Source organism: Frigoribacterium sp. Leaf415, assembly GCF_001424645.1.
Taxonomy (GTDB): Bacteria; Actinomycetota; Actinomycetes; order Actinomycetales; family Microbacteriaceae; genus Frigoribacterium.
Genome location: NZ_LMQR01000001.1, coordinates 916,143 through 939,959, shown reverse-complemented (window position 1 = coordinate 939,959; position 23,817 = coordinate 916,143). Strand labels below are relative to the sequence as shown.

Annotated in this window: 21 protein-coding genes; 3 read left to right on the top strand and 18 right to left on the bottom strand. The window is 71.3% G+C overall.

Features of this window, described 5'->3' with window-relative positions:
- The first annotated feature begins 19 nt into the window (after window positions 1-19).
- Entirely contained in the window at window positions 20-682 is a 663-nt protein-coding gene (locus tag ASG28_RS04320) for a trimeric intracellular cation channel family protein (protein WP_055972410.1), read from the top strand.
- Between the two features lie 507 nt (window positions 683-1,189).
- Here ASG28_RS04320 and leuA read toward each other — a convergent pair.
- The 13 genes from leuA to hrcA all read right to left on the bottom strand — a co-directional run bounded on the left by leuA (window position 1,190) and on the right by hrcA (window position 16,649).
- Complete coding sequence (gene leuA, locus ASG28_RS04315; RefSeq protein WP_055972407.1) at window positions 1,190-2,950, bottom strand: 2-isopropylmalate synthase; 1,761 nt, start codon at window positions 2,948-2,950, stop codon at window positions 1,190-1,192.
- Between the two features lie 207 nt (window positions 2,951-3,157).
- Entirely contained in the window at window positions 3,158-5,743 is a 2,586-nt protein-coding gene (locus ASG28_RS04310; RefSeq protein WP_055972405.1) for a DUF2156 domain-containing protein, read from the bottom strand.
- Window positions 5,740-7,071, bottom strand: coding sequence for an alpha/beta hydrolase (locus ASG28_RS04305; protein WP_055972402.1), 1,332 nt, complete (start codon window positions 7,069-7,071; stop codon window positions 5,740-5,742). Before ASG28_RS04305 ends, ASG28_RS04310 begins: the two co-directional genes overlap by 4 nt.
- Before the next feature lie 196 nt (window positions 7,072-7,267).
- Entirely contained in the window at window positions 7,268-7,960 is a 693-nt protein-coding gene (locus ASG28_RS04300) for a response regulator (protein WP_369813612.1), read from the bottom strand.
- Window positions 7,957-9,219, bottom strand: coding sequence for a sensor histidine kinase (locus ASG28_RS04295; RefSeq protein WP_055972399.1), 1,263 nt, complete (start codon window positions 9,217-9,219; stop codon window positions 7,957-7,959). The genes ASG28_RS04300 and ASG28_RS04295 overlap by 4 nt, the downstream gene beginning before the upstream one ends.
- Before the next feature lie 136 nt (window positions 9,220-9,355).
- On the bottom strand, window positions 9,356-10,294 hold the full coding sequence (gene era / locus ASG28_RS04290; protein ID WP_055972396.1) for a GTPase Era: 939 nt from the start codon (window positions 10,292-10,294) through the stop codon (window positions 9,356-9,358).
- Between the two features lie 61 nt (window positions 10,295-10,355).
- The gene (locus ASG28_RS04285) at window positions 10,356-11,654 is read right to left on the bottom strand and encodes a hemolysin family protein (protein ID WP_055972391.1); all 1,299 of its coding nucleotides are present in this window, start codon (window positions 11,652-11,654) and stop codon (window positions 10,356-10,358) included.
- Between the two features lie 7 nt (window positions 11,655-11,661).
- Entirely contained in the window at window positions 11,662-12,123 is a 462-nt protein-coding gene (gene ybeY, locus ASG28_RS04280; protein ID WP_054146222.1) for an rRNA maturation RNase YbeY, read from the bottom strand.
- Window positions 12,120-13,235, bottom strand: a complete 1,116-nt coding sequence (locus ASG28_RS04275; RefSeq protein WP_055972388.1) for a PhoH family protein — start codon at window positions 13,233-13,235, stop codon at window positions 12,120-12,122. The genes ybeY and ASG28_RS04275 overlap by 4 nt, the downstream gene beginning before the upstream one ends.
- Window positions 13,225-13,602, bottom strand: a complete 378-nt coding sequence (locus ASG28_RS04270; RefSeq protein WP_055976874.1) for a histidine triad nucleotide-binding protein — start codon at window positions 13,600-13,602, stop codon at window positions 13,225-13,227. Before ASG28_RS04270 ends, ASG28_RS04275 begins: the two co-directional genes overlap by 11 nt.
- 50 nt (window positions 13,603-13,652) lie before the next feature.
- Entirely contained in the window at window positions 13,653-14,396 is a 744-nt protein-coding gene (locus tag ASG28_RS04265; protein ID WP_055972385.1) for a 16S rRNA (uracil(1498)-N(3))-methyltransferase, read from the bottom strand.
- 2 nt (window positions 14,397-14,398) lie between these two features.
- Window positions 14,399-15,517, bottom strand: a complete 1,119-nt coding sequence (gene dnaJ / locus ASG28_RS04260; RefSeq protein WP_054146219.1) for a molecular chaperone DnaJ — start codon at window positions 15,515-15,517, stop codon at window positions 14,399-14,401.
- 109 nt (window positions 15,518-15,626) lie between these two features.
- Window positions 15,627-16,649: a heat-inducible transcriptional repressor HrcA gene (hrcA, locus tag ASG28_RS04255; RefSeq protein ID WP_043592554.1), complete on the bottom strand. Its 1,023-nt coding sequence runs from the start codon at window positions 16,647-16,649 to the stop codon at window positions 15,627-15,629.
- Window positions 16,650-16,829: 180 nt separating this feature from the next.
- On the opposite strand from hrcA, the gene ASG28_RS04250 reads away from it, so the two are divergent.
- A complete protein-coding gene (locus ASG28_RS04250) occupies window positions 16,830-17,303 on the top strand; it encodes a DUF4870 domain-containing protein (protein WP_235477544.1) in 474 nt (157 codons plus the stop codon).
- A gap of 123 nt (window positions 17,304-17,426) precedes the next feature.
- Here the strand turns inward: ASG28_RS04250 and hemW are convergent, their stop codons facing one another.
- From hemW to ASG28_RS04225, 5 genes are all read right to left on the bottom strand, one after another.
- Window positions 17,427-18,653 carry a radical SAM family heme chaperone HemW gene (gene hemW, locus ASG28_RS04245; RefSeq protein ID WP_055972383.1) on the bottom strand — a complete coding sequence of 409 codons (1,227 nt, stop codon included), beginning with the start codon at window positions 18,651-18,653 and terminating at the stop codon, window positions 17,427-17,429.
- A gap of 2 nt (window positions 18,654-18,655) precedes the next feature.
- Window positions 18,656-19,429, bottom strand: a complete 774-nt coding sequence (locus tag ASG28_RS04240; RefSeq protein ID WP_082454357.1) for a DUF1990 family protein — start codon at window positions 19,427-19,429, stop codon at window positions 18,656-18,658.
- Window positions 19,430-19,434: 5 nt separating this feature from the next.
- Entirely contained in the window at window positions 19,435-21,285 is a 1,851-nt protein-coding gene (gene lepA, locus ASG28_RS04235; RefSeq protein WP_055972380.1) for a translation elongation factor 4, read from the bottom strand.
- A gap of 434 nt (window positions 21,286-21,719) precedes the next feature.
- Window positions 21,720-22,028 carry a DUF4190 domain-containing protein gene (locus tag ASG28_RS04230; protein ID WP_055972376.1) on the bottom strand — a complete coding sequence of 103 codons (309 nt, stop codon included), beginning with the start codon at window positions 22,026-22,028 and terminating at the stop codon, window positions 21,720-21,722.
- 54 nt (window positions 22,029-22,082) lie between these two features.
- Entirely contained in the window at window positions 22,083-23,234 is a 1,152-nt protein-coding gene (locus ASG28_RS04225; RefSeq protein ID WP_055972373.1) for a pyridoxal phosphate-dependent aminotransferase, read from the bottom strand.
- 244 nt (window positions 23,235-23,478) lie between these two features.
- Here ASG28_RS04225 and rpsT point away from each other — a divergent pair, with 244 nt between their 5' ends.
- Window positions 23,479-23,739, top strand: coding sequence for a 30S ribosomal protein S20 (rpsT, locus tag ASG28_RS04220; protein ID WP_043596189.1), 261 nt, complete (start codon window positions 23,479-23,481; stop codon window positions 23,737-23,739).
- The last annotated feature ends 78 nt before the right edge of the window (window positions 23,740-23,817 follow it).

Below are 23,817 nucleotides of genomic sequence, written 5' to 3'. Positions count from 1 at the left end.
CGCGTGGTACAAACGACAGGTGCACGCCACAGTCTTCGCCGTACCCCTGTGGGTGGACCTCCTCGCCGTCGGCATCGGCAGCCTGCAGGGGGCGATGTTCGCCTCCGAGTACAAGGACCGGCGTCTCGACCTGCTCGGCATCGCCATCATCGGCATCGCCACCGGTCTCGGCGGCGGCGTGCTGCGCGACGTCCTGCTCGGCGAGGTGCCCCGGGCCATGACGAGCAACTGGTACCTGCTCGTCGCCGTCGCGGCCGCGATCGTCGGCATGGCGCTGCAGCGGGTGTTCACCCGGCTGGCGGGGGTCATCACCGTGCTCGACGCCCTCACGATCGGCCTGCTCGGCGCGATCGGGTCGACCAAGGCGCTCTCGCTCGGACTGCCCGAGATCCCGGCCGTGTTCGTCGGGGTCATCGCGGCCGTCGGCGGCTCGGTGCTGCGCGACCTGCTGATGAACCTCACCATCGCGATGATGCACGTGGGGTCGCTCTACGCCGTGGCGGCGGCCGGCGGCACCGTCGTGCTGGTCGTGGCCGTGTCGCTCGGGGCACCCGTGGCCGTCTCCGCCATCGCGGGCACGTCGATCACGCTGGTCATCCGCATGCTGGCGGTCCGGTTCGGGTGGACCCTGCCCGAACAGCGCGCCCTCAGCCGGCTCCCCCGCTGGCGCCGGCCCCGCTGACCCCGGGCCCCGGGCGTCGGGCCCGCTGACTTCGGGCGCCCGTGAACGGCAGCTGCCCCCGCACCCCGCTGGCCCCGCACCGCGTGTGTCGCCCGTGCCGCACCCGTCGGCAACTCCTGCCCCCTGCGCCAGCACACCCCGACACGCCGCACACCCACACCCGCGCGCGACACCACCCAGGAGTTGCCCGCACCCGTCGGCAACTCCTGCCCCCTGCGCCAGCACACCCCGACACGCCGCACACCCACACCCGTGCGCGACACCAGCCAGGAGTTGCCCGCACCCGTCGGCAACTCCTGCCCCCTGCGCCAGCACACCCCGACACGCCGCACACCCACACCCGCGCGCGACACCAGCCAGGAGTTGCCGACGCCTCCGGCCACGCGACGACACCGGCCGCACCACGACACCTCCGGCACACGACGACGCCGGCGGCACGACGACGCCCCCGGCGCCGAGGGCACCGGGGGCGGGTCGGGACGGGCGGGGCCGGACGGGGCAGGCCGCCTAGACCGAGGCGAGCTCGCGCACGTCGGTCGTCGTGCGGATGGCGCGGTTCACCGCCGAGACGATGGCCTTGAGCGAGGCCGTCGAGATGTCGGCGTCGATGCCGACGCCCCAGAGCCGGGTGCCGTCGACGTCGAGCTCGACGTAGGCAGCGGCCTGCGCGTCGCCCGAGGCGCTGAGGGTGTGCTCGACGTAGTCGTACAGCTTGACCTGGACGCCCTGCTCGGCGAGCACGGCGATGAACGCCGCGATGGGTCCGGTGCCGCGGGCTGAGGTCGACTCGACGGTCTCGCCGACCCGCAGGTCGACGTCGAGCACGGTCTCGCCCGACATGTCGCTCGAGGTGCTCGTCCGGGTCAGCTCGAAGCGACCCCACTTGTCGTCGGCCTCGTCGGCGGGCAGGTACTCGTCCTGGAAGATCGACCAGATGTGGGCGCTCGTCATCTCGCCGCCCTCTTCGTCGGTGCGTGACTGGACGACGCCGCTGAACTCGATCTGCAGTTTGCGCGGCAAGTCGATCGCGTGGTCGGCCTTGAGCAGGTAGGCCACGCCGCCCTTGCCCGACTGCGAGTTGACCCGGATGACCGCCTCGTAGCTGCGTCCCAGGTCTTTGGGGTCGACCGGCAGGTACGGCACCGCCCACTCGAGGGCGTCGACGTCGACGCCGCGCGACGCCGCGGTGGCGGCCATGGCCTCGAAGCCCTTCTTGATGGCGTCCTGGTGCGAACCGGAGAACGCCGTGTAGACGAGGTCGCCGGCCCACGGGCTGCGCTCGTGCACGGGCAGCTGGTTGCAGTGTTCGGCCGTGCGCTTGACCATGTCGAGGTCGCTGAAGTCGATCTGCGGGTCGATGCCCTGGGTGAACAGGTTGATGCCCAGCGCGACGAGGTCGACGTTGCCGGTGCGCTCGCCGTTGCCGAAGAGGCAGCCCTCGATGCGGTCGGCGCCGGCCAGGTAGCCCAGCTCGGCGGCGGCGATGCCGGTGCCCCGGTCGTTGTGCGGGTGCAGCGACAGGATGACGCTGTCGCGACGGGCCAGGTGACGGTGCATCCACTCGATCGAGTCGGCGTAGACGTTGGGGGTCGCCATCTCGACGGTCGCCGGCAGGTTGACGATCACGGGGCGCTCGGGCGTCGCGTCGAAGGCCTCGATCACCTGGTTGCAGATGTCGAGCGCGAAGTCGAGCTCGGTGCCGGTGTAGCTCTCGGGCGAGTACTCGTAGAAGACGGCCGTCTCGGGGATGGTCTTCTCGGCCTCGAGGCACAGCCGGACGCCCTCGAGCGCGATGTCGACGATGCCCTGACGGTCGGTACGGAACACGACGTCGCGCTGCAGCACGCTCGTCGAGTTGTACAGGTGGACGATGGCCTGCTTGGCGCCGGCGATCGACTCGTAGGTGCGGGCGATCAGGTGCTCGCGCGCCTGGGTCAGCACCTGGATCGTCACGTCGTCCGGGATGGCACCCTCGTCGATGAGGCTTCGCACGAAGTCGAAGTCGGTCTGCGAGGCGCTCGGGAAGCCGACCTCGATCTCTTTGTAGCCCATGCCGACCAGCAGGTCGAACATGATGCGCTTGCGCTCGGGGCTCATCGGGTCGATCAGCGCCTGGTTGCCGTCGCGCAGGTCGACGGCGCACCAGCGCGGCGCCTCGGTGATGCGCTTCGAGGGCCAGGTGCGGTCGGGAAGGTCGACGGCGATCTGCTCGTGGAAGGGCCGGTACTTGTGGATCGGCATGGGCGACGGCTGCTGTGCGTTCTTCATGTCCTGTGGTCTCTCTCGCCCTCGAGGGGCTGCTCTTCGCGGGGGTGTCGGCCGACGACGAACTCCGCGACGAGGGGGGCCTGGGTCAGGACTCGCCGCGGCAGCTAAGGAGGAGCAGGCCGGTGAACACGTGACGAGGCTAGCACCGACCGAGGAGGCGCGGGTCGTCGCGGACCGGCACCGCGCCTCCTCGGCTCCCCCGCCCGATCAGACCACCGTGCGGACGAGCCGCACGACGGCCCCGACCGAGAGGTCGGGCAGGTAGGCGCGGCCGAGGGCCGTGCCGATGGCCGGCAGCTGCACGGGATCGGGGAAGGCCATGACGAGCGGCACGAACTCGGGCTGGAACTTCTTCTTGAAGGTCAGCAAGGTCTGGAATCCGTAGGCCGGCTCGAGCACGCGCCCGAGGAAGGTCAGCACGCGCTCGGTCTGCGTCGCCGGGCCGTCCGACGGCGCACTGGTCGCGAGGGGTGCCGCCGAGAGGCTGAGGAACTCGACGCCCTGTTCTTTCATGGCCAGGGCCGACGAGGCGATGACGAACTCCATCACGCCGTTCATGCTGTCCGGTCGACGGCGCATGAAGTCGAGTGTCCAGCCGACGACCTCTCCGTCGCGCCAGGAGGGCAGCCAGCTCGTCACGGCCTGGACCGAGTCGTCCTCGTCCAGGGCGAGCATCAGCGCCACGTCGGGGTCGCGCAACTCGTCCACGCCGCCGAGGGTGAAGCCCATCTCGGGCAGGTTCTTCTCGGCGACCCACTGCTCGCTGATCTCGCCGATCTGGCGGGCGACCGCGGGGCGGAGGTCGGCGTAGCGGGTCCACTCGGCCCGGACCCCGTTCTTCGTCGCGCGGTTGATGCTCGACCGGACGTCCTGCCACTTCTTGCCCGTCATGGCGAAGGTGGCCGGGTGGAGCACGGTCTCCTCGCCGACGGGCAGCGTCGCCCAGCCCATCTCGGCGTACAGGGGCGAGAGCTCACCCCGCACGCTGTAGAAGACCGGGGTGAGGCCTTGGTCGTCGCACCAGCGGGCGAACTCGCGGGTCACCTCGGGGAGCCGGTCGGCCGAGCACAGCGGCTCACCCGTGGTGATGGCGATGCCCGTGACGACGCGATAGGCGACCGCGGCGCGACCGTCGGCCGTGAACCAGTACCGGTTGCCCTCCCAGAGGGCCATGTGCGACAGCGTGCCCGGGGTCCCCCGGTGCACGATCTCGCGCACCTGGGCACGCGCCGCGTCGGGACGGACGTCGCCCGGCCGTGTGGCACCCACCACGAGCCCGACCAGCACGACGAGCCACCAGAGCGGCCCCACCCACTCGAACGCGGCCCGGACGACGCCGCCGTCGGGCACCGGCCCGATGCGGGTGAGCCCGACGAACCCGACCGGCACGAAGCGTTCGGGCACGTCGAGCAGCAGCGTCCACGGTTCGATCGCCGGGACGAAGGAGGCGCGCCCCAGCCATGCGAGGACGGCGAACGTCACGGCCAGCACGAGACCCGACAGCACGACGACGAGCGCGAACCGCGGCCGTCGCGTCCCCTCGGCCCCGACTCCGAAGTGACGACGGAGGAAGAACAGCCCGACGGCGACCGCGGCCGGAACGGCGACCGCCACCACGGCGAGCACCACCCTCTCGACCACGTGACGGGGCTGGTCGACGACCGGGTCGGTCGTGACGGGCAACACCACGTAGTAGAGGCCGGCGAAGACGGCGAGCAGCCCGTTGACCGCGACGGCCACGTCGAGGGCGAGGCGACGACCCCGCCGCAGGTACCAGGCACACACGAGCAGGACGGCCAGCGGCAGCAGGCTGAGCAAGACGGTCGGCACGCCGTCGATGCCGGCGAGGGCCGCGGCCCGCGCGCAGGCCCCGATGGGAGGCGCGTGCCGGTCGGGTGCGCCCTGTCCGGCAGCCGCGCAGGCGGCCGAGAGCGACCGCCCCGGCAGGACGTCGCGGAACAGCATGCCGAGGGGCGAGAGCGCCCCGATCGGGCTGCGGGTGAGCAGGGTCAGGACGGGACCGACCGCCGTCACCGCGACGATGGTCGACGCGAGGCGGCGCACCTCGTGGTGCGAGCTGCGCAGCCACCCGCGCTCGACGGGAGGACCGGCCAGCACCACCCCGAACACGAGCCCGACGAGGGCACCCAGGAGTGCGTAGAGACCCGAGGGATGCCCGTCGTACAGCACGAAGGCGAACACGAACGAGAAGCCGACCAACCGGATGCGGCGGCGCCAGAGCGGCCCGAAGAACGCGCTGGCGGTCATGATCGTGCCGAGGGCGGGCGTGAGCGGGTGGAGGGTGGACTCGGCGGCCACCTCGAGGGCCCAGGTCTCGCCGACCGCCTGCCCCAGGGCCTGCACCGCGACGCCGACGCCGGTCGCCACGACGGCCGTCACGAGGTAGGCCGCGACCGTGTGGCGCCGGCCCATGCGGCGCTCGGCGGCGCCCACGAGCACGAGGACGCCGACCACGGCCAGGACGAGTTGGGCGGGACCGCCGGCGAAGAACACCGAGCCGAAGACGAGCAGCCACGAGGTGCGGTCCTCGAACGGGTCGAGACCCGCTCCGACGAGGTCCCGGAGTCGCTCGCTCGGAGCGTGCGTCAGGCTGCCCGAGGCGACGGCCAGCACGACGAGCAGCAGCGCGAGCGCGAGACTCACGGGACGGACGCGGACGAACGCCACCACACGGGTGCCGATGCCCTCTGCGACCTGTCGCACCCGCCCCGGCTCGTGGGGGTCGGGCGGAGTCGGTGCGTCCGGGCCGGCCACGGTCACGTCGGCGCTCACGGGGTCTGCACCGCCGCGCTCAGGCCGAGGCGCGGGTAGAACTGCCCGATGCCGTGGGCGAAGCCGTTGGTCGCGGTCGTCCAGTCGTGTCCGCTGCCGGGTGACACGTAACGCGTCACCGACATGCCCGCCTTCGCCGCCGCCGCCGAGTTCGCCGTCATGAACTGACCGTACCGAGCGTCGGTGGCACCGACGGCGAAGAACGCCGCGGTGTCCGCGTAGGGCGCGTGCTCCGCCATGATCGCCTGGGGTTGGGCGGCCTCGTACGCGGCTCGGTTCCCGGCGAAGCCCTGGGCGATCGTGGTCTTCTCGTCGCCGATCGACGGGCCGAGCTCACCCGACACGTCGATGAAGGTCGAGAACAGGTCGGGATGCGCCGCGGCGAACTGGATCGAGCAGGTGCCCCCCTGCGAGAACCCGCCGATCGCCCACGCCCTCGGGCCGGAGGCCACGTGGAAGTGGCTCGTCATGTAGTCGACCACGTCGGTGGTGATGTACGTGGCGCTGTTGCCCAGGGCGCCGTCCACGCACATCGGGTTGTGCGCGTCGGCACTCAGCTGGTCGGGCACGACGACGATCGGCGCGAGACCGTGGTTCTTCGCCGCGAAGGCGTCCAGCGTCCGGACGAGGTGGCCGGCCGTGACCACCGAGCTCGGTTCGGCCGGTTGCCCCGACATCATGATCATCACCGGGAGGGCGGGGGCGTTCGCCACGAGGGCCGCCGGAGGCAGGTAGACGACGGCGTCGCGTGCCGGGAAGTGCGAGACCGTCCCGGGGATGGACACGCTGCCGTACCGGCCCGTGGCCGGCAGGTCGGCCGGCGCCTTCCAGGTCGACCAGAGGGTCGGGTCGAACTCCGTCGAGCCAGGAGCGGCGGACGGAGGCGCGGTGGCGGTCGCCGGGAGAGCCGGCACCTCGTCCTGGCCGAGCGCCTGCGGCAGGTTCTGGTACACGCTGCCGTCGCGGTTCAGCGCCAGGCCCCCGGCCAGGGCGAACACCACGACCGCCACCACGGCCACGACCTTCCGCCACCACCGGGTGCGGAACAGGTTGACGACGACGACCCCGAGGCCGGCGACCACCGCGGCGACCCAGAGGCGGTCCACCCAGGTCGGCGACAGGCCCAGCACGTCGCGCACGTCGCCGAGCCACCACGTGACGACGGCGCCCAGGGCGGCTCCGGCGAGGACCGCGAGGACGATCCACCGCCACCACGTCCGGCGGGTCCGCGGACGGACGAGGAGTCCGATCGCGACCAGGGCGGCGACGACGTCGACCACCAGCAGCACCGTCGACGACAGCAACGGGACCGACAGCAACCAGTTCATGCGAGGGCTTCTTTCAGCGGAGTGTCGGGGTGGTGACCACCCAGGTGACACTCTGCCGTCACGAAGCCGGTCGACACGAGCCGTGCCGCTCGATCACAGCAGTCTCATCAGGTGCCGTCAGCGTCCACACGGCACCCGCAGGTCGATCGCACGACGCACCGTCGACGACCGACCGTGCCGCGCCGCCGGCCCGGGCCTACTCGGCGAGCCCGTGTTCGTACGCGTAGACCACGAGCTGCACCCGGTCGCGCAGGGACAGCTTCGACAGCACACGACTGATGTGGGTCTTGACGGTCGCCTCGCTGAGGAACTCCCGCGACGCGATCTCGGAGTTGCTGAGGCCCCGCGCCGCGAGGTCGAAGATGTCGCGTTCTCGGGTGGTGAGGGTGCCGAACGACTCGGGCACGGCCCGGGCGCGCGAGGCGCGTCCGTCGAAGTGCTCGAAGAGCTCACGGGTGGCGGACGCCGCGATCACGGCGTTGCCCGCGTGCACGGTGCGGATGGCGGCGAGGAGGAACTCGGGGTCGGCGTCCTTGAGGACGAAACCGCTCGCGCCTCCTCGGATGGCCCGGGTGGCGGCCTCGTCGAGGTCGAACGTGGTCAGCACGATGATGCGGGGCGGACGGCGGGAGGCCGCCTCGGCCTGCGCCAGGACGGCGGTGGTGGCGGCGATGCCGTCCATGACGGGCATGCGGATGTCCATCAGGACGACGTCGGGCGTGGTGCGCGCGACCATCGCCACGCCCTCGTCGCCGTTGCTGGCCTCGCCCACGAACTCGAGGTCGGGCTGCGAGCCGACCAGCATTTTGATGCCCGCACGGAACAGGGCCTGGTCGTCGACCAGCGCGACGCGGATGGGTGCCGTCGAGCGGCCGGGCATGTCGATCATCGGATGCGTACCTCTTGGGTCAGTGCCAGGGTCGGCACCATGGCGTGGACGACGAAGCGTCCGTCGGCGTTCTGGGTGGTGAGCGAGCCGCCCGCCAGGGTGGCACGCTCCCGCATGCCGTCGAGCCCGTGGCCGCCCCGCCGCTCGTCGCCGGTCGTGTCGACCGGACGTGTCGGCGGCCGCACGACGTTCGAGATCACCAGGTGCAGCGCCTCGTAGCGCCAGTCGAAGTGCAGACCCACGGGCTGGTCGACGGCACCGTGCCGGAGGACGTTGGTCAGGCTCTCCTGCACGATGCGGAACACGGCGAGCTGCCGGTTGGTCCCGAGCACCTGGGGTTCGCCCGTCACGCGCAGGTCGATCGTGAGGCCCGAGCCGCGCATCTGGTCGAGCAGACGGTCGAGGTCACCGAGGGCGGGCTGCGGCGCCTCGCCCTGGCTGTGCCGCAGCTGACCGAGGAGCACGCGGACGTCGCCGAGGGCCTCCCGAGCCGTCGTGGCGATGGTGGTGAGCGCCCCGTCGACCGAGGTCGGGTCGACCCGGGCGGCGTAACGGGCGCCATCGGCCTGGGCGATCACGACGGCCAGCGAGTGGGCGACGACGTCGTGCATGTCGCGGGCGATCCGGTTGCGTTCCTGCTCGACGGCGATGTCCCGCTCGGCTCGGGCGGCCTCACGTTCGGCCCGGGCGGCATCGTTCTCGGCGCGGGCGGTCTCGCGCTCGGCGATGAGCCGCGCCTCACGGCTGAGTCGCTCGGACCAGCGCGCCCGGGCCAACAGTCCCCCGGCCCAGGGCAGGCCGAGCAGGGCGAGGAAGCCGAGGAGGCTGATCCCCAGTTGCAGGAGGATGCGGACGACGTCGGTCACCGCGTAGATGTCGTAGTCGACGCCGAACAGGCTCTGCTGCACGAACGAGAGGTAGAACGTGCCCAGGAGGGCACCCACGCCCACGGAGACCAGGCCCGACCACTTGACCCGGTCGGTGCCGTACGCGGCCGTGGAGTACAGCACCGCGCAGATCGCGAGGTTCGTGACACCGGGCGTGCTGCCCGTGATCATCTGGGACGCGGCGACCAGCCAGGCGAGGGTCAGGGCGAGCCCGGGCGACAGTCGCCGCAGGGCGAACGTGACCGTCATGCCCAGCACGACGAACGGGGTCGTCGCGACGCCGTCGGACAACACCAGGCCGACCACGCCGAGCAAGAACGCCGCCGACAGGTCGACGGCGACCTGGTAGGGCGCGAGGCGTCGGAAGATCACCCGACCACCGTACGACCTGCGGCGGCCCGCACGGGCTTCGCGCCGTGCGCGAACGACCTCGGGACCATCACGATCATCCGCAGGGACGAGGCCGACCCGCCCGAGGGGAACGAGGCCGGGCGACCGGCAGAACGGGTCAGAACCCCAGCCGACCGAGCTGCTTCGGGTCGCGCTGCCAGTCCTTGGCGACCTTCACGCGGATCGACAGGAACACCTGCTTGCCGACGAGCGGCTCGATCTGCGCCCGGGCACGCTCGCCCACCTCGCGCAGGCGCTGACCGCCCTTGCCGATGACGATGGCCTTCTGGCTGTCCCGCTCGACGAACAGGTTCGCGTAGATCTCGAGGAGGTCCTTGTCGTCACGCTCGACCATGTCGTCGATCGTCACGGCGAGCGAGTGCGGCAGCTCGTCCTGCACGCCCTCGAGCGCGGCCTCGCGGACGTACTCGGCCACCCGGTCGGTCAGGCCCTCTTCGGTCACCGCGTCGGACGGGTAGAGCGGCTGCGACAACGGCATGAGCTTGATGAGCTCGGCGGTCAGGACGTCGAGCTGCACGTCGCTGACGGCCGACAACGGGATGATGGCCTCCCAGTCGCGCAGTCGACTGACCGCGAGCAACTGCTCGGCGACCGCGGGCCGCGACGTCGCGTCGGTCTTGGTGACGATCGCGACCTTCTTGGCCCTCGGGTACTGGTCGAGCTGCTCGTTGATGAACCGGTCGCCCGGGCCCAGCTTCTCGTCGGCCGGCACGCAGAACCCGATCACGTCGACGTCGCCGAGCGTGGTCTGGACGATGTCGTTGAGCCGCTCGCCGAGCAGCGTCCGCGGACGGTGCATGCCCGGGGTGTCGACCAGGACCAGCTGACCGGACGCCTGGTGCACGATGCCGCGGATGGCCCGGCGGGTCGTCTGCGGCTTCGACGAGGTGATGGCCACCTTCTGGCCCACGAGGGCGTTGGTCAGCGTCGACTTGCCGACGTTGGGCCGCCCGACGAACGAGACGAACCCGGCTCGGTAGGTCGACCCCCGAGGAGGCGCGGCCGAGGGGGTGAAGTCGTCTCCGGTGGTCGACATGGGGGCCTTTCGTGAACGTGGTGGAACGGGTGGGAGGTGGGGGGTCGCGACGACCCGGCGCCTAGTCGTCGCGAGCGGCGTCGGCGAACGCGGCCTGGGCGTCCGCGAGGTCGGCATCGCGCTCGACCAGCACGGTCTGCAGATCGTGCCGACGACCCTCGGTGCGATCGGCCGTGAGGACGAGGCCCGACACGCGGACGACCGACCCCTGCTCGGGCAGTCGCCCCAGGACCTTGGTGAGCAGACCACCCACCGAGTCCACGTCGTCGTCGTCGAGCTCGAGGCCGAAGAGGTCGCCGAGCTCGTCGACGGGGAGACGGGCACTCACCCGGAAGACCCCCGCGGAGACCTCGCGCTGCGGGGCGACCTCGCGGTCGTACTCGTCGCTGATGTCGCCGACGAGTTCTTCGATGAGGTCCTCGAGCGTGACGAGGCCGGCGATGCCGCCGTACTCGTCGACGACCATCGCGAGGTGGTTCTTGTCGAGCTGCATCTGTCGCAGCGCGTCGTCGGCCTTCTTGGACTCGGGCACGAAGACCGCCGGGCGGGCGAGGGTCGTGACGGGAGCCGAGTCGTCGCCGCTGTGCTCGTGCAACCGTCGGGCGAGGTCGCGCAGGTACACGATGCCGACGACGTCGTCGGAATCGCGGCCGACGACGGGCACCCGGGACACGCCCCGGCCGAGGAAGAGGCTCATCGCCGATCCGACCGAGGCGGTGGCGTCGAGCGTGACCATGTCGGTGCGGGGCACCATGACCTCGCGGACCACGGTGTCACTGAACTCGAAGATGGAGTGGATGAGCTCGCGGTCGTCCTCTTCGAGGACGTCGAGCTCGGTCGCCTCGTCGACCATGCTGAGCAACTGCTCTTCGGACGAGAACGACGCGCTGCGCGGACGGCCGGGGGTCACCCGGTTGCCGACGGCCACGAGGGCGTCGGCCAGGGGCCCGAGGACGACCCGGACGAACCGCACCAGCCCCGAGGTGAGCCGCACGAGACCACGGGCGTGGGCGCGACCGACGCTGCGCGGGCTGGAGCCGACGAGGACGAAGGACACGACCGTCATGATGAGCGCCGAGAGCAGCAGGGCCAGCCACCAGGGCTCGACCGAGAACGCGAACGACAACGACACGAGGACGGCCGCCGACGTCTCGGCCAGGATGCGCACGAAGTTGACGGCGTTGACGTGTGCCCCGACGTCGGCCGCGATGGCGGTGAGCGCCGTCGCGTGACGCGGATCGTCGTCGGCCTCGTCGAGGAGGTCCTGGCGGCTGAGCACGCCGAGGGCCGAGTCGGCCGCGGCCAGCAGGCCGCCGAAGACCACCAGGAAGACCGCCACGACGACGAAGACCGTGACCATCACGGCGTCACCTGCTCGTGTCGGCCGCGGCGAAGGCCGCGAGGATCTCGCGCTGCAGGCCGAACATCTCGCGCTCGTCGTCGGGCTCGGCGTGGTCGAACCCGAGGAGGTGCAGGATGCCGTGACAGGTGAGCAGCAGCATCTCGTCGAGAGGGGTGTGCCCCGCCGTGGCGGCCTGGGCGACGGCCACCTGCGGACACACGACGATGTCGCCGAGCAGGCCGGCCGGCGTCGGCTCGTCCTCGGTGCCGGGACGCAGCTCGTCCATGGGGAAGCTCAGCACGTCGGTCGGGCCGGGTTCGTCCATCCACTGGACGTGGAGTTGCTCCATCGCGGCCTCGTCGACGAAGACGATCGCGAGCTCGGCCTCGGGGTGCACGTGCATCTGGTCGAGAGCGAAGGTGGCCAGACGTTGGACCGTGGCCTCGTCGACCTCGACGGCGGATTCGTTGGCGACCTCGATGCTCACCGGGTTCCTCTCTTGGGCAGGCGGTCGCGGGCGTCGGCCCGCGACTCGGCGCGGTTGCCCGACTCGGCCTGGTCGTGGGCCGCCTCGTGACGGCGGTGCTGCTGGGCCTGACGCTCGGCGTCGTAGGTCGTGTACGCGTCGACGATGCGGCCGACGAGCGTGTGTCGCACGACGTCGTCGCTGGTGAGACGGGCGAAGTGGATGTCGTCGATGCCGTCGAGCACCGTCGTGACGAGCTGGAGGCCGCTGGCCCCGGTGGGCAGGTCGACCTGGGTGACGTCGCCCGTCACGACCATGCGCGAGCCGAAGCCGAGACGGGTGAGGAACATCTTCATCTGCTCGGGCGTCGTGTTCTGCGCCTCGTCGAGGACGACGAACGCGTCGTTGAGGGTGCGACCGCGCATGTAGGCGAGAGGGGCCACCTCGACGGTGCCGGCCGCGAGCAGCTTGGGCACGATCTCGGGGTCCATCATCTCGTTGAGCGCGTCGTAGAGCGGGCGGAGATACGGGTCGATCTTGTCGGTGAGCGTGCCCGGCAGGAACCCCAACCGCTCGCCGGCCTCGACCGCGGGACGCGTCAGGATGATCCGCTGGACCTCGCGGCGCTGCAGCGCCTGGACGGCCTTGGCCATGGCCAGGTAGGTCTTGCCCGTACCGGCCGGGCCGACGCCGAACGTGATGGTGTGCTGGTCGATCGCGTCGACGTACTCTTTCTGACCCGGGGTCTTCGCCCGGACGCCCTTGCCGCGGCTGGTGACGATGGGCTGACCGAAGACCTCGGACGGGCTGCCCTGCCCCGAGTCGAGCAGACGGGCCGACGTCGCGACCTCGGCCGGGCCGAGGTCGTGGCCGCCCCGGACCATCGAGACGAGCTCGTCTACGAGCCCTTCGGCCCGGCCGACGGCGGACGAGGGCCCCTCGAGGGTGACCTCGTTGCCGCGCACGAGCACGCGGACCTCGGGGTACTGCTTCTCGACCGCACGGAGCAGGCGGTCTTGCGGGCCCAGCAGCTGGACCATGGCGACGCCGTCGACGGTGACGTCGACGCGCCGGACGTCGTCGCCCGTCGTCGGTGTCGAGGGGCCGGTGGCGTTCGTGTCGCTAGTGGGCAAGGGTGCCTTCCTCCAGGGGTCCGCCGAGCACATGGGCGTGCACGTGGAACACGGTCTGCCCGGCGGATGCGCCGGTGTTGAAGATCAAACGGAACTCGGACCCGGAGTGTTCCCCGAACGCCGCCGGGTCGGCCGCGAGCCGGGAGGCGGTCGCCACCAGCTCGGCGAGCAGCGCCGGGTCGCCCGCGGCGAGTTCGACGACGTCGCGGTACGCCTGGGTCTTGGGCACCACGAGCAGGTGGACGGGTGCCTGGGGCGCGATGTCGCGGAACGCGATGACGGTGTCGCTCTCGAACACGATGTCGGCGGGGATCTCGCGCGCGACGATGCGGCTGAAGACGGTGGGCTCGTCGGAGGTCTCGGACATGCTGCCCATCGTAGCGACGACCGCCGACACGGCCCACGGGGGCGTCGAGGTCACCAGCGGCCGAGACGCGCGCTCAGGACGGAGAGCGCGGCGGGACCGGCCGTGGAGGTGCGCAGGACGGCGTCCCCGAGGCGCACGGCGCGGGCACCCGCCTCGGCGAGCTGCTGCAGCTCGGCGGGCGACACCCCGCCCTCGGGACCGACGACCACGACGACACGGTCGGGCACCGCGCCTCCTGCCGTCAGGTCGACCGCCGTGAGAGCCTGCTCGGCCGACGGCTCGAGCACGAGCACGAGATCGCGGGAGGCGCGCTCGGCCAGCTGCCGCGTCGTCGCGAGCCCGGACACCTCGGGCGCCCAGGGACGGATGGACTGCTTGGTCGCCTCGCGCACGATCGTCGACCAGCGGGTGAGCCCCTTGGCGACCTTGGGGCCCTCCCACCGGGAGATGCTGCGGGCCGCGGCCCACGGCACGATCTCGTCGACGCCGAGCTCGGTCGCGGCCTGCACCGCGAGCTCGTCGCGGTCGCCCTTGGCGAGGGCCTGGGCGAGGACCAGCCGCGTCGTCGGCGGCTCGTGCCGCGCCACCCGCGTCGCGAGCAGCACCAGCTGCTCGGGCGCCGCCTCGGTCACCTCGCCCTGGACCACCAAGCCCCGACCGTTGCCGAGGGTGAGCGCCTCGCCCACCCGGACACGGCTGACCGTGACCGCGTGCCGAGCCTCGGAACCGGTCAGCTCGACGGTCGAGCCGACCTCGGCGGCGACCAGGTCGTCGACCAGGTAGAAGTGCGCCACGATCAGAAGTTCAGGAAGCGGTCGCGCAACTTGCCGAAGAGGCCCTGCTGGAAGTGCGACAGCTCGGGAGCCGGGGAGCGACGACCGGACGCGAACTTCTCGATCAGCTCACGCTCCTTGTGGCTGAGCTTGGTCGGGGTGACCACCTGGACGCCGATCTTGAGGTCGCCGCGACCCGTTCCGCGCAGACGCGTGATTCCGCGGTCCTTCACGGTGATGATGTCGGCGCTCTGGGTGCCGGGCCTGATCTCGACCTCGATCTCGCCGTCGAGCCCGGTGAGCGTCGTCGACGTGCCGAGGATGGCGTCGGCCATCTGTACCTCGAGCGTCGCCAGCAGGTCGTCGCCGTTGCGGCTGTACGTGTCGTGGTGCCGCACCTTGACCTCGAGGTAGAGGTCGCCGTTCGGGCCGCCGGCCTGGCCGACCTCGCCCTGACCGGGCAGTTGGAGCCTGAGGCCCGTGTCGACGCCCGCGGGGATGTCGATGGGGATCGAGCGACGGGCCCGCACGCGGCCCTGCCCCTGGCAGGTCGGGCAGGGGTTCGGGATGACGGTGCCGTAGCCCCGGCAGGTGCCGCACGGGCTCGACGTCATGACGTTGCCGAGCAGGGAGCGCACGGTGCGCTGGATCTGGCCGGAGCCACCGCAGATGTCGCAGGTCTGCGGCGAGGTGCCGGGTGCGCAGCACGAGCCGCTGCACGTGTCGCAGAGGACGGCCGTGTCGACCTCGATGTCGCGCTGGGTGCCGAAGACGATGTCCTCGAGGTCGACCTCGAGGCGCAGCAGGGCGTCCTGCCCACGCTCGCGTCGCGACCGCGGGCCCTGGCGCTGACCCTGGCCGCCGCCGCCGCCGAAGAACGCGTCGAAGATGTCGCCGAAGCCGGCGGCCCCGCCTCCCCCGCCGCCGCCGAAACCGGGCTGCGGGCCGAGGTCGTAGCGTTCACGCTGCTGCGGGTCGCTGAGCACGTCGTAGGCGTGCGTGACGTCCTTGAAGCGTTCGGACGCCTCGGGGCTGGGGTTGACGTCGGGGTGCAGCTCGCGGGCGAGCTTGCGGTACGCCTTCTTGATCTCTTCCGGGGTCGCCTGACGGTCGACTCCGAGGACGTCGTAATGATCTGCCACTGGTTCTCGTCTGCCTCTGGTGTGGTGTGGTGGTCTTCCCGGCGGGGCCGGGCCCGGCGGACCGGGACGGGGATGGGGGTCGTGGGACGGCCGGGGCCGTCGGCGTCGGCTACCGCTCGGCGAGCAGCGACGACAGGTAGCGGGCGACGGCACGCACCGCCGCCATGTTGGTCGAGTAGTCCATGCGCATGGGCCCGAGGACGCCGAGTCTCGCGATCTCGCTGCCCTGGGTCGAGTACCCGCTGGCCAGCACCGACGCCTGCGACAACCCGAACGAGGCGTTCTCGCGCCCGATGCTCGCGGCCACGTCGACGGCGTCGAGTTGCATCTCGCCGAACAACCGCAGCAGGGCGACCTGCTCTTCGATCGCCTCGAGCACCGGGAAGAGGTCGCCGCTGAAGTCGTCGCCCGTGCGCACCAGGTTCGCCGCACCGGCCATGACGAGGCGGTCCTGGCGTCCGGCGGCGATCTGCTCGGTGAGGCTCGCGACGACGACGCCGACGACCGCGGCGAGGTCGGGGCGGAAGCGCGTCGGCAGGTCGGTGAGGGCCGTGGAGGCCTCGCCCAGGGGTCGTCCGCCGACCGCGGCGTTGATGGCGGCCCGCAACTCGGACAGGAAGGACTCGTCGACGGCGGTGCGGATGTCGACGACCCGCTGTTCGACCTGGCCGCTGTCGGTGATGAGCACCGTCATGACGCGGCCGTCGCCCAGGCTGACCAGCTCGACGTGACGCACGCGGGCCCGGGAGAAAGTGGGGTACTGCACCAGCGCCACCTGGTTGGTGAGCTGCGACAACAGTCGGACCGTCCGCCCCAGCACCTCGTCGAGGTCGGTGGAGTCGCCGAGGAAGGTCTCGATGGCCTGACGCTGGGCGGCGCTGAGCGGTCGCAGGTCGGCGAGCTGGTTGACGAAGAGCCGGTAGCCCTTGTCGGTCGGCACGCGACCCGACGAGGTGTGCGGGGCCGCGATGAGCTCTTCTTCTTCGAGCAGCGCCATGTCGTTGCGGATCGTCGCCGCCGAGACGCCGAACTGGTGTCGCTCGACGATGGACTTCGACCCCACCGGCTCGCGGGACGCGACGTAGTCGTGCACGATGACGCGCAGCACTTCGAGACCGCGTTCGGAGACCATGACGCACCTCTCTTCGCTCGACGCCCCCCGGGTCGTCCGCACGCCGGGCGACCGGGCCTGGCACTCGACGTGCCGGACTGCCAATCGTACGACACCTCCGTCGCGAGGCCTACTCGCGCCGCGCCCGGCTGCCCTAGGGTGGCGGGGACATCCGCAGGACACTCACGAACAGGTGCAGCCATGACCGAGACCCCTCCCGCCCAGCCGAACGGCCCGCAGAACGGTCGACCCGGCCAGAACGGGCAGCCCGGCCAGCCCTACGGGCAGGGCCAGCAGCCCGGCGCCGGCTACGGCCAGCAGCCCGGCTACCAGCCGCAGCCCGTCCAGCCGATGCGCCCCGAGGACGAGAAGCTCTGGGCCACGCTCATCCACCTCGGCGGCATCATCTTCGCGTTCGTCCCGGCCCTTGTCGGCTACCTCGTGCTGAAGGACCGCGGCCCGTTCATCCGGGAGCACACCAAGACCGCGCTGAACTTCCAGATCACCATGGCCATCGTCTACGTGATCTCGGCGATCCTGACGGTCATCGTCATCGGAGGCGTGCTCGCACTCGTCGCCGGCATCCTCGTCGTCATCTTCTCGATCATCGCCGCCGTCGCCGCCAACAAGGGCCAGTGGTACAAGTACCCGCTGACCATCGAGTTCATCAAGTAGACGGTCGACCGGCCCGCACGGGCACGACGCGAGGCGCGACTCCCCCGGGAGCCGCGCCTCCTGCGTTCCCGGCCCGCGCCTCCTCGGTCCGCCGTGCGCGAAGCGCAGGAGGAGGGCGCGCGGTCAGTCGGGCAGCAGGCGCCGCACGACGGCGTCGGCCATCAGGCGACCCTCGCGAGTGAGCACCACGCGGCCCTGCAGGGCCGGGCGCCCCTCGACCCAGCCGTCGGCGATGAGGCCGGCGACCGCCTGGCGCCCGTCGTCGTCGAGCTCGGAGGTCGGCAGCCCCTCGCGGATGCGCACCCCGAGCAGGACGCGCTCGACCCGTCGTGTCTCGTCGTCGAGGGTCTCGCGTCCGGCGGCCGGCGACTCACCCGCGGCCATGCGCTGCTGGTAGGCGGCCGGGTGTTTGACGTTCCACCAGCGGACGCCGCCGACGTGGCTGTGCGCGCCCGGGCCGACGCCCCACCAGTCGTGGCCCTGCCAGTAGGCCAGGTTGTGTCGGGAGCGGTGCTCGACGCCACGGGACCAGTTGCTGACCTCGTACCAGTCGTACCCCGCCGCGGCGAGCCGGTCGTCCGCGATCTCGTACATGTCGGCCGCGGTGTCGTCGTCGGGCATCGGGACCTCGCCACGCTTGATCTGACGGGCGAGCTTCGTGCCGTCCTCGACGATCAGCGAGTAGGCCGAGAGGTGGTCGGGCTGCTGCTCGAGGGCGACGTCGAGCGAACGCCTCCAGTCGTCGAGGGTCTCGCCGGGCGTGCCGTAGATGAGGTCGAGGCTGACGTCGAGCCCGGCGTCGCGCGCCCAGCGCACCACGAACGGGATGCGCTCGGGATCGTGCGTGCGCTCGAGGGTGGCGAGCACGCTCGGCACGGCCGACTGCATGCCGAAGCTGACGCGCGTGAACCCGGCGTCGGCGAGCTGCTGCAGGTACGCGGCGTCGACCGAGTCGGGGTTCGCCTCGGTCGTCACCTCGGCGCCGGGCTCGAGACCCCAGGTGTCGACCATCGCGTGCAGCATCGACGTGAGGTCGCCCGAGGGCAGCATCGTCGGGGTGCCCCCGCCGAAGAACACCGAGGAGGCGCGGCGCGGCGGCAGACCCGCCTCGCGCAGCACCCGGCCCCCGAGCTCGATCTCGGCGACGGCCTGCCCGGCGTAGTCGTCCCGGCGTGCGCCCCGCAGTTCGTCGCCCGTGTACGTGTTGAAGTCGCAGTACCCGCAGCGCACACGGCAGAACGGGACGTGCAGGTAGACCCCGAAGTTGCGGTCGTCCGCGCCGACCGCGACGGTCTCGGGCAGGTGTCCGTCGACGGGGGCGGGATCGCCGAGGGGAAGGGCTCCGGGCACCGTCAGGCGCCGGTTCCCGAGGCGTCGCCGCGCGGGCCGGTCGGGGGCCGGTCGTCACCGCGGGGATCGCCGACCCCGGCCTCGGTGTCTTCCACGACGACGACCTCGTCGGTCTGCTCGCCCTTGTCGTTGAGGCTCAGGGCCCGCAGGTACCGCTTCGTGTACTGCGCCTGCGTGCGCCGCAGGAAGGGGGCCACGAGGCGCCACTTCGCGCTCGACGGCTTCGAGAACGACCGGATGGAGAGCCAGACCGAACCGTCGTCGGTCTGGTCGACGATCCAGGACTCCTCGCCGCTCTCGGGGTGGCCGTCGAGGGTTCCGTACGCGAAGCCCTTGCGCTTCGGTTCGTCGATGACGTAGACGACGCGGACCGGCGCCTCGACCGTGCGCCCGTAGGCCTCGATGCTGAGCGTGGCCGTCGTGCCCGCCGTGAGGAGGGGCGTGCCGTCGGGCGAGTACCGCGACTCGTCGCGAGCGGTCGCCCACTCGGCCGCGTCGACCGGTTGCCCGTGCTCGTCGAACTGGACGGGCGTGTACTCGCTCTCGTCGGCCGGCGGCACGCTGTCGACCCGGACGCGGATGCCGCTGCGCTCCTGGATCTGCCACGTCATCGTGGCGATCCAGGCCGCGGCGAAACGGGCGTCGCCGTGGCCGACGCGGGCCCGGTACTCGGCCGGCTTGAAGCCCTTCGGCGGGTACTGCATGAGGTCGGGGGCCTGCGTCGCCCCGACCTCGCCGTAGGTCGTGCGGGTCTCGGTGTGGGTGGCTCGACGCATGCGCCCTACTTCTTGTCTTTCTTCTCGACGTCGCCGCTGAGGGCGGCGATGAAGGCCTCTTGGGGCACGTCGACCCGACCGATGGTCTTCATGCGCTTCTTGCCCTCTTTCTGCTTCTCGAGCAGCTTGCGCTTGCGCGAGATGTCACCGCCGTAGCACTTGGCCAGGACGTCCTTGCGCATGGCGCGGATGCTCTCGCGGGCGATGATCCGGGCACCGATGGCGGCCTGGATGGGCACCTCGAACTGTTGCCTCGGGATGAGCTCGCGCAGCCGGCCCGTCATGAGCACCCCGTAGGCGTAGGCCTTGTCGCGGTGCACGATCGCGCTGAACGCGTCGACCTGTTCGCCCTGCAGCAGGATGTCGACCTTGACCAGGTCGGCCTCTTGGTCGCCGATGGGTTCGTAGTCGAGGCTGGCATAGCCCGCGGTCTTCGACTTGAGGCTGTCGAAGAAGTCGAACACGATCTCGCCGAGGGGCATCGCGTAGCGGATCTCGACCCTGTCCTCGCCGAGGTACTCCATGCCGAGCAGGGTGCCGCGGCGCTGCTGGCAGAGCTCCATGATCACGCCGACGTAGTCCTTGGGCGCGAGGATGCCCGCCTTGACCATGGGCTCGCTGACGCTGGTGATCTTGCCGCCCGGGAACTCGCTGGGGTTGGTGACCGTGACGGTCTGCTTGTCTTCGGTGGTCACCTCGTAGATGACGCTCGGCGCCGTCGTGATGAGGTCGAGGCCGAACTCACGCTCGAGGCGCTCGGTGACGATCTCGAGGTGCAGCAGGCCGAGGAACCCGCAGCGGAAGCCGAACCCCAGGGCCACCGAGGTCTCGGGCTCGTACACCAGCGCGGCGTCCGACAGCTTGAGCTTGTCGAGGGCCTCGCGCAGGATGGGGTAGTCGCTGCCGTCGATCGGGTAGAGCCCCGAGAAGACCATGGGCAGCGGCTCGGTGTAGCCGCTGAGCGCCTCGGTCGCGGGCTTGGCCGACGTCGTGACGGTGTCGCCCACCTTCGACAGGCGGACGTCCTTCACGCCGGTGATGAGGTAGCCGACCTCGCCGACGGACAGACCCTGGCTGGGGACGGGCTCGGGCGACGAGACGCCGATCTCGAGGATGTCGTGCGTCGACTTCGTCGACATCATCTGCACCTTCTCGCGCGGGTGCAGGGTGCCGTCGATCATGCGGATGTAGGTCACGACGCCGCGGTAGCTGTCGTAGACCGAGTCGAAGATCATCGCGCGGGGCGGTGCGTCCTTGACGCCGACGGGCGAGGGGATGCGGTCGACCACGCGGTCGAGGAGCTCTTCGACGCCCATGCCGGTCTTGCCGCTCACGCGCAGGACGTCGGCGGGGTCGCCGCCGATCAGGCCCGCCAGTTCGGCGGCGTACTTGTCGGGGTCGGCCGCCGGGAGGTCGATCTTGTTGAGCACCGGGATGATCTCGAGGTCGTTCTCGAGCGCCAGGTAGAGGTTCGCCAGGGTCTGCGCCTCGATGCCCTGGGCCGCGTCGACCAACAGGATCGCGCCCTCGCAGGCGGCCAGCGAGCGGGAGACCTCGTAGCTGAAGTCGACGTGGCCGGGGGTGTCGATCATGTTGAGCGCGAAGGTCTCGCCGTTGCGCTCCCACGGCATGCGCACGGCCTGGCTCTTGATCGTGATGCCGCGCTCGCGCTCGATGTCCATGCGGTCGAGGTACTGGGCACGCATCGCGCGCGACTCGACCACGCCGGTGATGCCGAGCATGCGGTCGGCCAGGGTCGACTTGCCGTGGTCGATGTGCGCGATGATGCAGAAGTTGCGGAGGGACTCGGGCTCGGTCGACGCCGGCTCGAGTGCGCGGGTTGCTTGGGGACTCACACGATCCTCTGGGGGTGGTGGGCGGGGGTACCGCACGATTCTCCCACGCCCGGGCGACGGATCGGGCGTCGGGCCGCGCGGGGCCCGCCCGTCGGCAACTGCTGCCCGGTGCCGCGGACGGCACCGCGCCTCCCCGGTCCGCCGCTCGTGCCGCGACAGCAGGCAGGAGTTGCCGACACCCGGCCCGGGACGGATGCCGTGCGCTCGGGGCACCACCGGACGGCGTGAGGGTCGGTGCGGGCAATTCCTGGCTGGTGCCGCGGGGCGGGCCGGGCTTCGCGGCACTCACAGCGCACGTGTGACGGCAGCCAGGAGTTGCCGACGCGGGAGGCGGGGGTCGGGGGTCGGGCCGCGGGACGGGGGACGGGGGACGGGGCCGGCGGGTCAGGACGGAGCCGGGGCCGCGGGTCAGGCGGAGGTGCCGGGGCCGCGGGTCAGGCGGCGGTGCCGGGGAGGAGCGCGATGACGCCCGCGCCGCCGACGACGGCCAGGCCGATGAACAGGGCGATCAGCGTACCCACGAGCATGACGGCGGACGAGATGATGCCGACGAGCGCCATGGTGCGACCCTCGGGCTCACGGCGGCGGGACAGGATGCCGAGGACGAGGCCGGCGATCGGGACGACGAAGGTGAAGCCGAAGCCGATCGAGGCGAGGCCGAGGACGAGGCTCCAGACGGCGAGGGGCGAGCGGACGCCGCTGGTGGGGGCGGAGACGGTGGTGTGTACGGGTTGGTTCGTCATGTTCCGAGCCTAGGAAGCCCCTCGGAGCGACCCCAGGGGGCTGACCCCCGGATCTCAGCGGGGGTCGCCCGGCGCGGGCAGTTTGCCGAGACCGCGGGTGATCACCTCGGGCGACGACGCGAGGCACACACGGATCCACCCCTCGCCGCTGCGGCCGAACGCGCTGCCCGGAGCGACCGCGACGCGCTCCGACAGCAGGAACCGCTCGGCCCATCCCGCGACGTCGCCCTGCGAGGCGTGGCTCACGTCGATCCAGAGGTAGAAGGCGCCGCTGGGCTCGAGGTACCGGATGCCCCGCTCGGCGAGCAGCGCCGTGGCGAGGTCGAGGTTGCTCCGGTAGTGCTCGCGGGCGTCGGCCACGGGCTGGTGATCCCCCGTGACGGCGGCGAGGGCGGCGTGCTGGTCGGGCTCGGCGACGCAGCTGATGGCCGCTTCCTGGACCGTGCGCATCGTCTCGGCGAGGCCCTTCGGCGTCACGAGGTAGCCGACCCGAACGCCCGTCATGGCGTAGGTCTTGCTCATCGAGAAGACGCTGAACACGCGGTCGTCGGTGTCGAGCGAGGCGAGGCTGACGTGCTTCGGCCCGTAGGTGAAGTACTCGTAGACCTCGTCGCTGATCACCCAGAGGTCGTGTCGGCGGGCGAAGTCCAGCAGGCGCTGCAGCGTCTCTTCGGGGTAGACGACGCCGAGCGGGTTCGACGGGCTGTTGACGATCAGGGCGCGGGTGCGGTCCCCCACGAGGTTCTCGAGCTCGTCGAGGTCGGGGTGGAAGTCGAGGTCGGGCGCCAGCGTGTACGGCACGGGCACGGCGTCGAGCATGTGGGCGTTCATCGTGAAGGTCGTGTAGCCGGGGTCCGGCACGAGGACCTCGTCACCCGCCGCGAGCAGCAGTCCCATCGTCTGGTGCAGGGCCTGCGTCCCGCCGACGGTGACCCAGACCTGCTCGAGGTCCACGTGCACGTCGTTCTCGCGGGCGAGCTTGGCCACGAGCGCCTCGCGCAGGGCGGGGATGCCACCGTTCGGCGTGTAGTCGGTGCGGTCGTCGGCCCAGGCGCGGCGCGCGGCGTCGGCGATGTGGCGGGCGACGGGCACGTCGGGCTCGCCCACCACGAGCATGTCGACGCCGTCCAGCTGGGCCGCCAGCTCGAACACCCGACGGATTCCGGACGCGGGCACGGTGGTCATGTGGGGCGCGAGCTGGGGCATGATGGCACGGTACTACGCACGACACGGCACGCCGTCGGGCCGACGCTCGTTGAGAGTCGGGCCTGCTGCTGGTAACGTTGCCTGTTGGCTTGCGCGTTACGTCTGCAGTGGCGGAACGCGATCGCAGCCGAGAGCCGCTCCGGTGGCCATCACCGGCGGCAGCACCGGGTCCACCGATTCACGTCGGTCGGACGCTCGGCTGGCGCACACCCGTCCGAGACACAGAATCCAGAAAGTAGTTCACGTGGCAAACATCAAGTCGCAGATCAAGCGCATCGGCACCAACAAGAAGGCCCAGGACCGCAACCGCGCCGTCAAGAGCGAGCTCAAGACCGCCGTCCGCGCCACCCGCGAGGCCATCGCTGCCGGCGACAAGGACAAGGCCACCTCGGCTCTGCTCCTCGCGTCGAAGAAGCTCGACAAGGCCGCCAGCAAGGGCGTCATCCACCAGAACCAGGCCGCGAACCGCAAATCGTCCATCGCGAAGCAGGTCGGCGCCCTCTAGGCTCCCCTCCCCCGAGCCCCCGGGTTCGACGACGAAGGCTCCGTCTCGATCGAGACGGGGCCTTCGTCGTACCCGGAC